The sequence below is a fragment of the Mycobacterium canetti CIPT 140010059 genome, assembly GCF_000253375.1.
Taxonomy (GTDB): domain Bacteria; phylum Actinomycetota; class Actinomycetes; order Mycobacteriales; family Mycobacteriaceae; genus Mycobacterium; species Mycobacterium tuberculosis.
In genome coordinates, this window is sequence record NC_015848.1 from 2631172 (window position 1) to 2643017 (window position 11846).

An 11846-nucleotide genomic window follows, 5' to 3' on the forward strand; every position below is an offset into this window, starting at 1 on the left:
GCTCTGCTGGCGATGTGGGGCCTACAGGTCTCACGTGTCGAGCCGCAGCATACGTGTGGCGTTACGCCATAGCCAGTCCTCCAGGACTTCCCGGGGGACCGGCAGCGCGCGCATCTCGTCGCACAATTGCAGGTAAGGGCGGTTGATGAGAAATCCGCCGGTACCGTAAACGATCTTGTTGCGGATTGTTGTCTGCCCAAACCGCATCAGCGGCTCCCATCCAGCGCCCGGTGAAGCGAAGTACTTGGGACGGTGCGCGGCCAATTCCAGGTAGACGTTCGGGTGTTTCCAGGCGATCAGGCATGCCTGCAGCACCCACGGGTAGCCGCCGTGGCTCATCAGGATCGTTAACTCAGGGAAGCGGCAGGCAACGTCGTCGATGTGGCGGGGATGGCCGAGATCGCTGAGCCGTGTCCGAGTCCAATTGGCGGAGGTGTGGATGGAAACGGGCACACCAAGCTCGACGCATTTGGCGTAGCAAGGGAAGTAGGCGGGGTCGGATGCGGGCCGTCCAATCATGAACGGACGCAAGCTCAACCCGCGGAAACCGTGCTCGACCACCCAGCGCTCGAACTCGTCGACTGCCGAGTCGCCGGCCAGGATGTCGGCACCGGCGAAGGGTAGGAACCGATCTGGATAGCGGGCCGCGACGGCGGCCACCGAGGCATTGTGGACAAAGGTGACACCACACGTGGACCGTTCATCGAATCCCGTGATCAGACTGCGGGTAATCCCGGCGTCGTCCAGGGAGTCCAGTATTTGGTCGTCTGTCCTGCGTAGCGACTCCGCGTAGGCACCGAACTGCTCGGCGCTGATCGTCGTCTTGGTGAAGACCTCGAAATACGACAGCAGCTCGACGGGAAATCCTTCCCGAAGATCGTCAATGACCTCGGCGGACGGAACGAACGGTGCCCACATATCGATGACCGGCACCCGCGGTTCGGGCGCGGTCATGGGGTGCTCCGCGGGCCAACCGGACCGTGCAGGAAGTCATCGAATCCGGCATCGCGCTCCACGGCGAATGCCTGCTCGAACGTCGTGGCGGGGCGGCCGGTGCACGTCGCCTCCTTGACATCGACTCGCTTCCCGGTGAGGTCGCACAGGACACAACGGTCCAGCGCGCCGTCGTCGGCTTCCTCGGTAGCAATGTCGTGGCTCATCGCTCCTCCGTTGACTGTGTCGACCAGCTGAGCATGCGCTCTTATGCGATTACGCCAAGTCAACTGACCCCGCCGACGCTTCGCATACCTAGTGTCGGCCAGGGCCACCTGGCCCGCCCGGACCTCCCGGCCCGCCTGGTCCGCCCGGACCCCCGGGTCCGCCTGGTCGGTTTACGGCGGGGAGCCAGAACACGCATTGATTCAAGTCGGGGCTCCACACCCAGCCGGGCGCGCAATCATCGTCGGCCCGGCTGTTCGCCGGCTCGACAAGTCCGGTCACCGCCAACACCGTCAACACCGCAGTGAACGCGCAAAGCGCGCAGCGTCGTAGAAAATGCCTCATCGCAGACCTCACGGTTTGTCGTCCGGCGCTGGACCTAGGTTATCGCCACGACCGCCGCGGCGGCAGCACACGTGGCGACTCACCGCGGCCGTAGAACCGGTTGAGCAGCAAGCCACTGCGCGTTGGTAAGAGCGGATCCAAGCGCCGGCAACGGATGGTCGGCGAGGGCGCGGATCGGGCAACGATGCCCAGGCCAGGCGGCCCCAGCGAACGCCGCACCGGCTGGAGGAAGATAGCCCCATGACCCAAACGCTGCGCCTTACCGCGCTGGACGAGATGTTCATCACCGATGACATTGACATCGTTCCTTCGGTGCAGATCGAGGCGCGGGTGTCCGGTCGTTTCGACCTCGACCGGCTTGCCGCTGCCCTGCGCGCCGCCGTCGCCAAGCACGCCCTGGCTCGGGCGCGGCTTGGCCGCGCCAGCCTAACCGCACGGACGCTGTATTGGGAGGTACCCGACCGCGCGGATCACCTCGCCGTGGAGATCACCGATGAACCCGTCAGTGAAGTTCGCAGTCGCTTTTATGCGCGGGCTCCCGAACTGCACCGAAGCCCGGTCTTTGCCGTCGCGGTGGTACGCGAGACCGTGGGCGACCGCCTCCTGCTCAACTTCCACCACGCGGCCTTCGACGGCATGGGCGGGCTGCGTCTGTTGCTCTCACTGGCCCGGGCCTATGCGGGCGAGCCTGACGAGGTCGGTGGCCCTCCGATCGAGGAAGCCCGCAACCTTAAAGGCGTCGCCGGCTCCCGCGACCTGTTCGACGTCCTGATCCGCGCCCGCGGCCTGGCAAAACCGGCCATCGACCGGAAGCGGACCACCCGGGTCGCCCCGGATGGCGGCTCGCCCGACGGGCCGCGCTTCGTGTTCGCCCCACTCACCATCGAGAGCGACGAGATGGCAACCGCGGTTGCTCGTCGACCCGAGGGGGCGACGGTGAACGACCTGGCGATGGCCGCGCTGGCGTTGACGATCCTGCAGTGGAACCGCACACACGATGTCCCAGCCGCCGATTCCGTGTCGGTGAACATGCCGGTGAACTTCCGGCCGACCGCGTGGTCGACCGAGGTCATCTCGAACTTTGCCAGCTACCTGGCGATCGTGCTGCGGGTCGACGAGGTGACCGATCTCGAGAAGGCGACCGCCATCGTCGCCGGGATCACCGGACCATTGAAGCAATCCGGCGCCGCCGGGTGGGTCGTGGATCTGCTCGAAGGGGGAAAGGTGTTGCCGGCGATGCTCAAGCGCCAACTTCAGCTGCTTCTCCCCTTGGTCGAAGATCGGTTCGTCGAAAGCGTCTGTCTGTCCAACCTGGGCCGCGTCGACGTCCCCGCTTTCGGGGGCGAGGCCGGGGACACCACTGAGGTGTGGTTCAGTCCGACGGCGGCCATGAGCGTCATGCCGATCGGGGTTGGCCTCGTCGGCTTCGGAGGAACGCTGCGCGCCATGTTCCGCGGCGACGGGCGAACCATCGGCGGCGAGGCGCTGGGCCGCTTCGCCGCACTGTATCGCGACACACTGCTGACCTGAGGGCCCGGCATGACCGACAACGAGTGCCCGGCCGACAGCCGACGGCGCCATGTCCTGCGGCTCGCCCTGTTCGCCGGGATTTTGCTGGGGCTGTTCTACCTGGTTGCGGTGGCACGAGTCATCCACGTCGACGGGGTCCGTAGCGCGGTCGTGGTGGCGACGGGTCCGATCGCACCCCTGGCGTACGTTGTGGTGTCGGCCGCACTCGGCGCGTTGTTCGTCCCGGGCCCGATCCTCGCCGCCGGCAGCGGGGTGCTGTTCGGGCCGCTACTAGACACCTTTGTGACCCTGCCAGCTTTCTCGGCCGGCGCGCAGGCCGGAATGACGCCCAGGCGCTGCTGGGTGTCGATCGCGCCCATCGCCTCGATGCACAGATCGAACGGCGCGGATTGTGGGCGGTGGTCGGTCAGCGCTTCGTCCCCGGCATCTCGGATGCGCTGGCCTCGTACACCTTCGGGGCGTTCGGAGTTCCGTTGTGGCAGATGGTCGTTGGGTCGTTCATCGGGTCGGCGCCACGGGTGTTCGTCTACACCGCGCTGGGCGCGTCGATCACCAACCTGTCGTCGCCGCTGGTTTACTCGGCGATCGCGGTGTGGTGCGTGACCGCCATCATCGGGGCGTTCGCCGCGCGGCGTTGGTACCGGAAGTGGCGTGCGCGCCCGCGCCGGCGGGTGCGGCCTGGCTCAGCTCACGACCGATAGTCAGCAACGCCACACGAGTCACCGGACACCGGCGGGCGTCGTCATGCCCGGTTCACTGTCCGAGCACCGCCGTCTCCGTCAAGAAACGCCGGATCGCATCGAGCATCACCCGCCCATCGAGTAGTTCCGGGTCGTTGTGACCCACACCGGGAACCACCACGTATCGCTTAGGCTCGGCGGCCGCTGCGACCAGCCGCTCACTAAGCGCAGCGGGGACGATGTCGTCGCTGCCGCCCGCGATGACCAGCACCGGCGCGTGTACAGAGGCGATGCGCTCGATCGACGGGTAGTGGTCCAGCAGCAACCGGCGCAGCGGCAGCCACGGGTAGTGCACCGCGCCGACCTCGGCCAGCGACGTGAACGGAGATCTCAGCACGAGTGCCGCCGGCGGCCGTTGCACGGCCAGCCCGACCGCCACCGCCGCGCCGAGGGATTCGCCGAAATAGGCAATGCGCGCGGGGTCGACGTCGGACTGGCCGGACAGCCACTCCTGCGCGGCCCGAGCGTCGGCGGCCAGCCCCTGCTCAGACGGCCGACCCGGGTTACCGCCGTAGCCGCGATAGTCAAACAGCAACACCGACAGGCCCAGGCCATGCAGCGCGACAGCCAGCTCCGCACGCATCGACCGGTCGCCGGCGTTGCCATTGCACACCAGCACCGCGGGCCCACTACCGCCCGAAGTATGCGGGAAGTACCAGCCACCCAAGCGCATTCCATCTTGTGTTTCGACCACGACATCGCGGCCGGCGGGCAAAACGGAGGAAGCCGATGGCACCGGACCCGCAGACGGGAAGTAGATTAGCCGACGCTGCTGCGACCAGATGAACGTAATCACGCCCGATGCCACCAGCGCGACGATAGCGACCACCGGCAACGCGCGACACCTCTTTAGCGACATCTAGCCCCGCACCGGTGCGACGCATCGAAAGCGGGGTCCCCACGACCAGTGGATTACCGAAACCACCGTTCCAAACAGAAAATCGACACGAAATTCAACGACGCGGCGGGCCGGCGATGGCCACGAGACACCCGCAACCAGCAACCGCCCCAATCATCACGCCAACCAGCTCAGTACACCGCCGTGGCGCGAACACGTGCCTGACCGGTGTGTGCTGAACGAGTACGACCCGTCCCTACAAATTGCGGTGGCGCCGGGTGGCGCCCCCGAACCTGGCGGCACTTGCCGGGGAGCAGGTATGCACTGACCGTCCACGTTCTCGTAGTAGCCGCTAGGACAGGCAAACACCGAAGTCGGCGTCGACGGAGAAATGGCCGGGACGAAGCCGAAACCAACTGCCGCCGCAACAACGCCGACGGCAAACCGCCTCCGAGCAGACACTGCTAGCCTTCGATCATCACGCTTACGACTCCGCGTCCCAGCAAAGCGTACCGAGTACATCGCCAGCCGGGAAGGGATATGGTCCCGCGACTAGCGGATCAGCAGAGTGCGCAGTTCCAGTGCTCTGGCAAACCAACACGTATTGCTCGCCGATCCAACATATTCGTTGAACCTTGAGAAAGGCTTGCGGGGCATCGCCCAGCCCAGCGCCACTGCCACCACGGGAGGAGAAATCCAACCGTCACCACGACACCACGGATAGCGAAGATCAACAAATGCCACCCACGTTCGGGCGCACCAAGGAAGCCACCGTCGCGATTACTTATCTATCGTTGCATCCGTTCTGGCGATATTTTTCAACTCGCATTCATGCGCCCCCTCCGCAAGAGCCGGGAGCGGCTAATGGTGGCACCGGGCTACCATCGTCAATAACACACGACAAGGTAAGCGTCGTACCAACAAACGGCGCTGGTACCCGCACTTGATGCCAATAGCTGCCGTCTGGATATCTGATTCCGTCACAATATCCCCACCCGGTAATCCCACCAAAGCCACCGCCAGGGCAATATCCCATCGCACTATTCGGCATGTGCGGATCTTGTCCCGGCGGTGGCGCGGGTTCGGCGTTGGCAGAAACCATAGAAAATTCAACTGCCATAGTCAATGTACCGATTGCGATAGCAATACTATTTTTATACATTTTCTCAACACCTGAATTCATTCGTGTGGGGAATGCAGCCTTTTGGCCCCCACATGCCCGGTGTCCCATCGCTGGCGGGCCAGTAGGGACTTCTTCCACGGCCGGAAGATCATTGCGCGTTGGTTGTGCGAGCGGGCGGCTGACGGCTTCGCATAATGGCGTGGACGGGCTGTCATCGTTGTCCCTCAGCGCTACAACAAGTCAGGGAAACTCTTCACAGGCGGTGCCGTCGTCGCCGTGGTCGAGGCCAAGACGGTAACCCGGCTCACCCCATAGAGCGGGGCCACCCCCGCGTCCCGCCTTGCAGTTCTGGTAGTACCGGAACCACGCGGGTATCGGCGTTGGGGCTGCATGAGCCACAGGTGGCGCCACATCGCCGACCGCGATCACAGCTGCGAGGACCGGTGGACGCTGCATGATGAGCCCTACGTGTAGTACCAGACGGCTTTGGTTGTGACTGGCTGGTCAGTCGCGTAAACCGTGGACCTGGCTACTGCTGAAAGTACCATGACGCGGGGCAACGAAACAGCAGCAACGTCGACAGACAGCGGAACTGTCGGCTACCGCCGATAACGTTGTGTCATGCGTGCGGACATGTCCGTCACCTCGATGCTCGACCGAGAGGTCTACGTATACGCCGAGGTCGATAAGCTGATCGGCCTCCCCGCCGGCACCGCGAAGCGGTGGATCAACGGCTACGAGCGTGGCGGCAAAGATCACCCGCCGATCCTCCGCGTCACGCCGGGAGCTACGCCGTGGGTTACGTGGGGCGAGTTCGTCGAGACTCGCATGCTTGCTGAATACCGCGACCGCCGGAAAGTGCCAATAGTGCGGCAGCGCGCAGCGATTGAAGAACTGCGTGCGCGGTTCAATCTCCGATACCCGCTGGCACATCTGCGGCCGTTCTTGTCAACGCACGAGCGGGATCTGACGATGGGCGGCGAGGAGATTGGTCTGCCGGATGCGGAAGTGACGATCCGTACTGGGCAAGCGTTGCTTGGTGATGCCCGGTGGCTCGCCAGCATCGCGACACCCGGTCGGGATGAGGTTGGCGAAGCCGTGATCGTCGAACTGCCCGTCGACAAGGCCTTTCCCGAAATCGTCATCAACCCAAGCCGATATAGCGGGCAGCCCACGTTCGTTGGGCGTCGTGTGTCGCCGGTGACGATCGCCCAAATGGTAGACGGCGGTGAGGAACGCGAGGACCTGGCCGCCGACTACGGTCTCAGCCTGAAGCAGATTCAAGACGCAATCGACTACACCAAGAAGTACAGGCTGGCCCGACTGGTGGCGGCATAAGGCCCGGCGATGCTCGAAGTCGACAAAGTCACCCATGTTGTCGATGAAAACCTGCTTCGGCTTGGTGTGGCCTTGTCGCCGTCAGAAAAGACACGGCCCGGTTTGGCCGCCCGCCCGTCGACGACCTGCTACCGCAAGGCATCCTCGACACCGACTGGATCCCCATCGTCGGGGGTCGGGTGGGTGGTCATCAGCAACGACAGGCATCTCCGGACGCGGCCAGTGGAGGCCGAGCTGGCGGTCGCCCACAAGCTCAAAGTCGTGCACTTGCATGGCCGTGTGGGCGGACTAGTCCGCGTGGGCACAGCTGACGCGGCTGGCTGCGCGGTGGCCGGCCATTGAGCACCAATATGAGAAGGCACCGGAAGGGCCTTGGTGGTTGTCGGTGCGGAGGAGCGGGACCGCCGTAATGGAGTTCGCGCCCGGCGCCGTCGACACCATAGCGTCGGACAACATGGCTGCCCAAAATGTCCACGATACGGCTGTGAAGACCTCGAGGTGATGGCCGAAAGGTGACCACCTCGCAGTGGTAGGACGACAGCGACCCGATCGAAGGCAATGCCGCCGCATCGAGCGCGACTTTGGGCATGACAGGATTTCGAGTAAGCGCATCAACGTGTCCGAAATGTGGGGCGGGCGGGGCTCGAACCCGCGACCAACGGATTATGAGTCCGCGGCTCTAACCAACTGAGCTACCGCCCCTTGTGCTAACTAGCTGCAGATATGTTCTCCACCGCGACTGAATCAGCGTCGGAATACCGCAGTGATGCCGCAGCACTCTTGATGGCCTGCACAAGCAAACCTGCCACGCCCGCCAGGTCGTCGCTGAGCAGGTGGCCATGGCGGTCCAAGGTCATGGCCGCTGTGGCGTGTCCGAGAAGCCTCTGCACGACTTTGACATTAGCGCCCGCACTGATCGCCAGCGACGCCGTGGTGTGCCTCAGCCCGTGCGGGACCAGGTCGGCAATGCCAACCGCCTTGCATCCCTTGTCGAAGGCTCTGCGGTACTCCTCGATAGGTAGGTGCCCGCCGCGGTAGCTTGGGAACACGAGGGCATTGGGCTCGGTTGGCAGTTCATCACGCAGGCGCTCCGATACCGGCTCGGGGACAGGCACGTGACGCACCCGGTTGGTCGTCGTCTCGACAATCCCGGCGCCGGTCACACAGATGAGCGAATCGTCAAATCCCGGTCCCCACGTTCTTGCGACGCAGGGCCGCTGCCTCGCCGAAGCGCAGTCCGCAGTAGCCGAGAACCAGGGTCAGCGTCAGTACCGCAACAATCCGTGGTACGAATCCGTTACTCACCCACTCCCCCGCGCTCGGTCTTGGCAGCTTCCGCCTCTACCCACGCATCCAGGTCGGCGATATCGCAAAACGTGTGTCGGCCAAGGCGATAGCTGCGCGGACTGGTGCCCAGTAACGCCAGTACCTCAGCGTCGACTCAGGTAGGCCGCCGAGGTATTCGGCTGCGGCCTTGGTGCCCAGCCGAACCACAGATGTCGCCGTCATCGCTCTACTTCCTGTCGTCGCTCAACGCGCTTATGTCCCAATCGCTTTGGCAGTCCCAGGGCCGACCGCAAAATCCTTTCCATTGACCGCACAGTAACCATTAGCCCGATGGCATCTAACAACCGAAGAACGCCGAGAAGTCGACACCAAGATCCCGATGTTTGCCGTAGCAGGAACGGCGGTCACACTCGGGCTGATTCGAGCCAGTCGTACATGTCGCGCCGCGTCCAGCGCCGATCCCGCCCGCCGAGGCGCACATAATGGGGTCCCGGTGCGTCAATTCCGCGCTCTCGCTTTGCAGCCCAGCCGTGCAGGGTCGACACTGGCACACCGGTGATCTCCCGCACCTAGATGGTGGTAAGCATCTCCGCGTGGCTTTCGTTGTCTTCCATCATGTGCTTTGGCCACCAGTAGCGACGACATCACCATAAATCGACACCCTCCGTTGAATTGCGCCGTAAATCGCCACGACGAAAGCCGACGGTCTCCGCTGCGCCGGGGCCTACTCGCCAACGGCCTAAGAGAGAGGCAAGCTGGGGCATTATTCGAACGCTACGAAAGCCAGTTCGATTCATTCGGATATATCGAGAAGGTGCGGTATCGGGGCTCAGGGTATCGAGTCGAAGACGTTTATGCCCGAGCGGACAGTGGACCTAGCGCCGGTGCTGAGCTTCCTGTCGGCCCATGAGCGGCGGCGCGGCCGCACGCTGGCCCCCAGCTACGCGCTGGTGGGCGCCACGAGCGCGACCGCGTCGAGCTGCCGCGCGAGGTTCATCAGGCGCTAAGGCAGGTGGTGGCTGCGCTGCACGCCGGCAAGGCGGTGACCATCGCGCCGCAGAGCATGACGCTGACCACCCAGCAGGCCGCCGACCTTCTCGGGGTGAGTCGTCCGACCGTGGTGCGTCTGATCAAGAGCGGCGAGCTGGCCGCCGAGCGCATCGGGAATCGCCACCGGCTCGTGCTCGACGACGTGTTGGCCTACCGGGAGGCCCGCCGGCAGCGCCAGTACGACGCGCTTGCCGAGAGCGCAATGGACATCGACGCCGACGAGGATCCCGAGGTGATTTGCGAGCAGTTGCGTGAGGCGCGGCGTGTTGTCGCCGCGCGCCGTAGAACTGAGCGGCGGCGCGCCTGAGACCATCGCTGCATGCTCGACACGTCGCTGCTGTGGTCAAGCCGGCAGCGCGACTTTCTGTTGTCGTTGGCGACGTCGCCGCGAACTACGACGGGCGGGTGGTGGTGGCGCCGACAGGCCAGGCCGTCGACGTCGCGGTACGTGAAGGCGCCGGCGATGTCGGCTACAGCGTCGAGCGAGAGAATCTTCCGGCCGACGATCCGGTGCGCAACGGCAACCGCTGGCGGGTCATCGCGGTCGACACCGAACACCACCGGATCGCCGCCCGCCGCCTGGGCGACGGCGCACGCGCCGCCTTCAGCGGCGACTACCTGCACGAGCACATCACCCACGGATATGCCATCACCGTCCACGCCAGCCAGGGCACCACGGCTCACTCCACCCACGCTGTGCTGGGCGACAACACCAGCCAAGCAACGCTGTACGTGGCAATGACGCCGGCACGCGAGTCGAACACCGCTTACCTATGCGAGCGAACGGCGGGCGAAGGCGCGCGAGTGGATCTCGCCGGATGGGACCTTTGGTGAGTGGGAAAGCTGAGGCAATGAGTGACGAGAAATCCGCATCGCCAGTTTGGTGCCGTGTCGGAGCTCGGTGCGATCATCGGGGAAAGCGTTCCTGCTGGTGAGGGCAGAATTGTTGTGCACGTCGTGCGCTATACCGTGGTGACGACTCGCCGAAGCATGGACTAAGGAGGTAGCTGCGATGATGAAGGAGATCGAGCTCCATCTGGTTGACGCTGCCGCCCCCAGCGGCGAGATTGCGGTCAAGGACCTAGCCGCCCTCGCGACTGCTCTGCAGGAATTGACGACTCGAATCAGCCGCGACCCAATCAACACGCCCGGGCCTGGTCGCACAAAACAGTTTATGGAAGAGCTCTCGCAACTGGCCAGCGCCCCCGGGCCAGACATCGACGGCGGGATCGACCTAACTGACGATGAATTCCAGGCGTTTCTTCAGGCGGCGCGTTCGTGAATCAAGTAGCGGCGACGGTGGTCGACACCGACGTCTTCAGCCTGATCTAAGACACCGACTCGCGTGACCTCGGCTGCCGCGCCCAGACGCCGTGGCACTTCTGCCGTTCGGTCGCCGCCTGGCTGGCCGGAGTCATCACAGCACGCTCCAATAGCGCCTCATGGAATCAGCCGGCGCCCTCGAATCGAGCCTTACCCGCCCGAAACGACACGCCTCGACGGTACCTGGCGCGCTGACCTGGCCCTACATCAGTCAACGTATACGAACCACAGCGTCGCGGAGCTGCCAGACCGCCGTCAACCGAACACCGTCTGACCGTCAAGCCCAATGCGATACCGTTCGGTGCCCTGCTGCACCCTGGGCGCATCAGCACCCAACGACACTGCAACCTTGTTGCTGGCGTTGCGCATGATGTCAAAGGTCAGCTCGACGGCCTCGTCGTCCGAGAACCGGGAGCGCACCTCGACGGCAACGTCGACGGCGAGGTGCGCAGGGGTCCAAATTAACGCATCTGCATACCTCAGGGCGGCTTTTGCGCGAACGTCGAGCAAGACCGAGGTATCGAAACGCTCGATCTCGCCATACAACGTCTCCGAACCGCCCGCATCAAGCGCGGAGACCTCCCGCAACGACTTGCACACCCGGCAATTGTGATGCGCAGCTCCACGCAGCCGCACCAGCTCAGAGGTGACCGGGTCCAGTGCCCGCATCCGGGCCACCGCCGGCAGAAATCCGTTGAACACCGCAGCGGACAGATCGGTGTTGTGATCCCAGGAGATCGGCCCGGTTACCCAGCCCAGATACTCCTTGCCGACGCCCAATGCTTCCAACCCGGCGCGCACCCGCGGCACAAAGTCGGCGATGTACATCGCCACAACCGCACCGAAAGCGTCTTCCCCCAAATGCGTCCACAGCAGGGATCGCTGCTCGCCGGTGATCGCTGAGACATCGACGCTGAACTGCTCGGCGAACTCGGCAACGACGGCCTCGGCCGGCGACTCCGGCTCGTTCACCGCAACCTCACACGGCAACGACGGTAGCGACAGCGCCCGCGCGCACACCTGCCTCACCAGCCCCGCAATCCGGCCGTCGCCCGGCGATAGCGCCACCAACCGACACAGATCGTCACGAACCGAAACCGGGGCCGGCACCCTT

At 64.4% G+C, this 11846-nt stretch carries 17 protein-coding genes, 1 tRNA gene and 2 pseudogenes; 8 read left to right on the plus strand and 12 right to left on the minus strand.

The window, feature by feature from the left end:
* Nucleotides 1-30: 30 nt before the first annotated feature.
* Complete coding sequence (locus MCAN_RS12205; RefSeq protein WP_014001213.1) at nt 31-954, minus strand: amidohydrolase family protein; 924 nt, start codon at nt 952-954, stop codon at nt 31-33.
* Nucleotides 951-1160, minus strand: coding sequence for a hypothetical protein (locus MCAN_RS12210; RefSeq protein ID WP_003411870.1), 210 nt, complete (start codon nt 1158-1160; stop codon nt 951-953). Before MCAN_RS12210 ends, MCAN_RS12205 begins: the two co-directional genes overlap by 4 nt.
* 583 nt (nt 1161-1743) lie before the next feature.
* Here MCAN_RS12210 and MCAN_RS12215 point away from each other — a divergent pair.
* Both MCAN_RS12215 and MCAN_RS22445 read left to right on the plus strand, forming a co-directional pair.
* On the plus strand, nt 1744-3033 hold the full coding sequence (locus tag MCAN_RS12215; protein WP_014001214.1) for a hypothetical protein: 1290 nt from the start codon (nt 1744-1746) through the stop codon (nt 3031-3033).
* A 9-nt stretch (nt 3034-3042) separates the two neighbouring features.
* Nucleotides 3043-3734, plus strand: a pseudogene (locus tag MCAN_RS22445) (TVP38/TMEM64 family protein).
* Between the two features lie 52 nt (nt 3735-3786).
* On the opposite strand, the gene MCAN_RS12225 reads toward MCAN_RS22445, so the two are convergent.
* The 5 genes from MCAN_RS12225 to MCAN_RS12240 all read right to left on the minus strand — a co-directional run bounded on the left by MCAN_RS12225 (nt 3787) and on the right by MCAN_RS12240 (nt 6147).
* On the minus strand, nt 3787-4632 hold the full coding sequence (locus MCAN_RS12225) for an alpha/beta hydrolase (protein WP_014001215.1): 846 nt from the start codon (nt 4630-4632) through the stop codon (nt 3787-3789).
* 156 nt (nt 4633-4788) lie between these two features.
* A complete protein-coding gene (locus tag MCAN_RS21580) occupies nt 4789-5133 on the minus strand; it encodes a DUF3761 domain-containing protein (RefSeq protein WP_071854221.1) in 345 nt (114 codons plus the stop codon).
* Between the two features lie 30 nt (nt 5134-5163).
* On the minus strand, nt 5164-5355 hold the full coding sequence (locus MCAN_RS12230; protein WP_014001216.1) for a hypothetical protein: 192 nt from the start codon (nt 5353-5355) through the stop codon (nt 5164-5166).
* An 85-nt stretch (nt 5356-5440) separates the two neighbouring features.
* On the minus strand, nt 5441-5872 hold the full coding sequence (locus MCAN_RS12235; protein WP_003899265.1) for a hypothetical protein: 432 nt from the start codon (nt 5870-5872) through the stop codon (nt 5441-5443).
* A 92-nt stretch (nt 5873-5964) separates the two neighbouring features.
* The gene (locus tag MCAN_RS12240; RefSeq protein WP_003902166.1) at nt 5965-6147 is read right to left on the minus strand and encodes a hypothetical protein; all 183 of its coding nucleotides are present in this window, start codon (nt 6145-6147) and stop codon (nt 5965-5967) included.
* Between the two features lie 208 nt (nt 6148-6355).
* Between MCAN_RS12240 and MCAN_RS12245 the strand changes: the two genes are divergently transcribed.
* Nucleotides 6356-7072: a DUF433 domain-containing protein gene (locus tag MCAN_RS12245; RefSeq protein ID WP_003411885.1), complete on the plus strand. Its 717-nt coding sequence runs from the start codon at nt 6356-6358 to the stop codon at nt 7070-7072.
* A gap of 9 nt (nt 7073-7081) precedes the next feature.
* Entirely contained in the window at nt 7082-7414 is a 333-nt protein-coding gene (locus MCAN_RS12250) for a hypothetical protein (protein ID WP_003411888.1), read from the plus strand.
* A 286-nt stretch (nt 7415-7700) separates the two neighbouring features.
* On the opposite strand, the gene MCAN_RS12255 is transcribed toward MCAN_RS12250, so the two are convergent.
* From MCAN_RS12255 to MCAN_RS22990, 4 genes are all read right to left on the minus strand, one after another.
* Nucleotides 7701-7774: transfer RNA gene (locus MCAN_RS12255), tRNA-Ile, on the minus strand.
* Nucleotides 7775-7779: 5 nt separating this feature from the next.
* A complete protein-coding gene (locus MCAN_RS12260) occupies nt 7780-8235 on the minus strand; it encodes a site-specific integrase (protein ID WP_014001217.1) in 456 nt (151 codons plus the stop codon).
* A gap of 16 nt (nt 8236-8251) precedes the next feature.
* On the minus strand, nt 8252-8377 hold the full coding sequence (locus MCAN_RS21585; RefSeq protein WP_080602899.1) for an integrase: 126 nt from the start codon (nt 8375-8377) through the stop codon (nt 8252-8254).
* Between the two features lie 36 nt (nt 8378-8413).
* A complete protein-coding gene (locus MCAN_RS22990) occupies nt 8414-8581 on the minus strand; it encodes a hypothetical protein (RefSeq protein WP_003907913.1) in 168 nt (55 codons plus the stop codon).
* Between the two features lie 400 nt (nt 8582-8981).
* On the opposite strand from MCAN_RS22990, the gene MCAN_RS12265 reads away from it, so the two are divergent.
* The 4 genes and pseudogenes from MCAN_RS12265 to MCAN_RS12280 all read left to right on the plus strand — a co-directional run bounded on the left by MCAN_RS12265 (nt 8982) and on the right by MCAN_RS12280 (nt 10691).
* A complete protein-coding gene (locus tag MCAN_RS12265; RefSeq protein WP_003902168.1) occupies nt 8982-9269 on the plus strand; it encodes a hypothetical protein in 288 nt (95 codons plus the stop codon).
* A gap of 105 nt (nt 9270-9374) precedes the next feature.
* Nucleotides 9375-9716 (plus strand): helix-turn-helix domain-containing protein, encoded by a 342-nt coding sequence (locus MCAN_RS12270; protein ID WP_003901374.1) that lies wholly within the window; start codon nt 9375-9377, stop codon nt 9714-9716.
* A gap of 32 nt (nt 9717-9748) precedes the next feature.
* Nucleotides 9749-10344, plus strand: a pseudogene (locus MCAN_RS12275) (hypothetical protein).
* Nucleotides 10345-10421: 77 nt separating this feature from the next.
* A complete protein-coding gene (locus MCAN_RS12280) occupies nt 10422-10691 on the plus strand; it encodes a hypothetical protein (RefSeq protein WP_014001218.1) in 270 nt (89 codons plus the stop codon).
* Nucleotides 10692-10987: 296 nt separating this feature from the next.
* Here the strand turns inward: MCAN_RS12280 and MCAN_RS12285 are convergent, their stop codons facing one another.
* Nucleotides 10988-11842, minus strand: coding sequence for a carboxymuconolactone decarboxylase family protein (locus tag MCAN_RS12285; protein ID WP_014001219.1), 855 nt, complete (start codon nt 11840-11842; stop codon nt 10988-10990).
* Between the last annotated feature and the right edge of the window lie 4 nt (nt 11843-11846).

What these genes read in the sequence shown, in the direction of transcription:
- MCAN_RS12205 (WP_014001213.1), bottom strand. Translation starts at nt 954, where the DNA reads ATGACCGCGCCCGAACCGCGGGTGCCGGTCATCGATATGTGGGCACCG.
- MCAN_RS12210 (WP_003411870.1), bottom strand. Translation starts at nt 1,160, where the DNA reads ATGAGCCACGACATTGCTACCGAGGAAGCCGACGACGGCGCGCTGGAC.
- MCAN_RS12215 (WP_014001214.1), top strand. Translation starts at nt 1,744, where the DNA reads ATGACCCAAACGCTGCGCCTTACCGCGCTGGACGAGATGTTCATCACC.
- MCAN_RS12225 (WP_014001215.1), bottom strand. Translation starts at nt 4,632, where the DNA reads ATGTCGCTAAAGAGGTGTCGCGCGTTGCCGGTGGTCGCTATCGTCGCG.
- MCAN_RS21580 (WP_071854221.1), bottom strand. Translation starts at nt 5,133, where the DNA reads ATGTACTCGGTACGCTTTGCTGGGACGCGGAGTCGTAAGCGTGATGAT.
- MCAN_RS12240 (WP_003902166.1), bottom strand. Translation starts at nt 6,147, where the DNA reads ATGTGGCGCCACCTGTGGCTCATGCAGCCCCAACGCCGATACCCGCGT.
- MCAN_RS12245 (WP_003411885.1), top strand. Translation starts at nt 6,356, where the DNA reads ATGCGTGCGGACATGTCCGTCACCTCGATGCTCGACCGAGAGGTCTAC.
- MCAN_RS12250 (WP_003411888.1), top strand. Translation starts at nt 7,082, where the DNA reads ATGCTCGAAGTCGACAAAGTCACCCATGTTGTCGATGAAAACCTGCTT.
- MCAN_RS22990 (WP_003907913.1), bottom strand. Translation starts at nt 8,581, where the DNA reads ATGACGGCGACATCTGTGGTTCGGCTGGGCACCAAGGCCGCAGCCGAA.
- MCAN_RS12280 (WP_014001218.1), top strand. Translation starts at nt 10,422, where the DNA reads ATGATGAAGGAGATCGAGCTCCATCTGGTTGACGCTGCCGCCCCCAGC.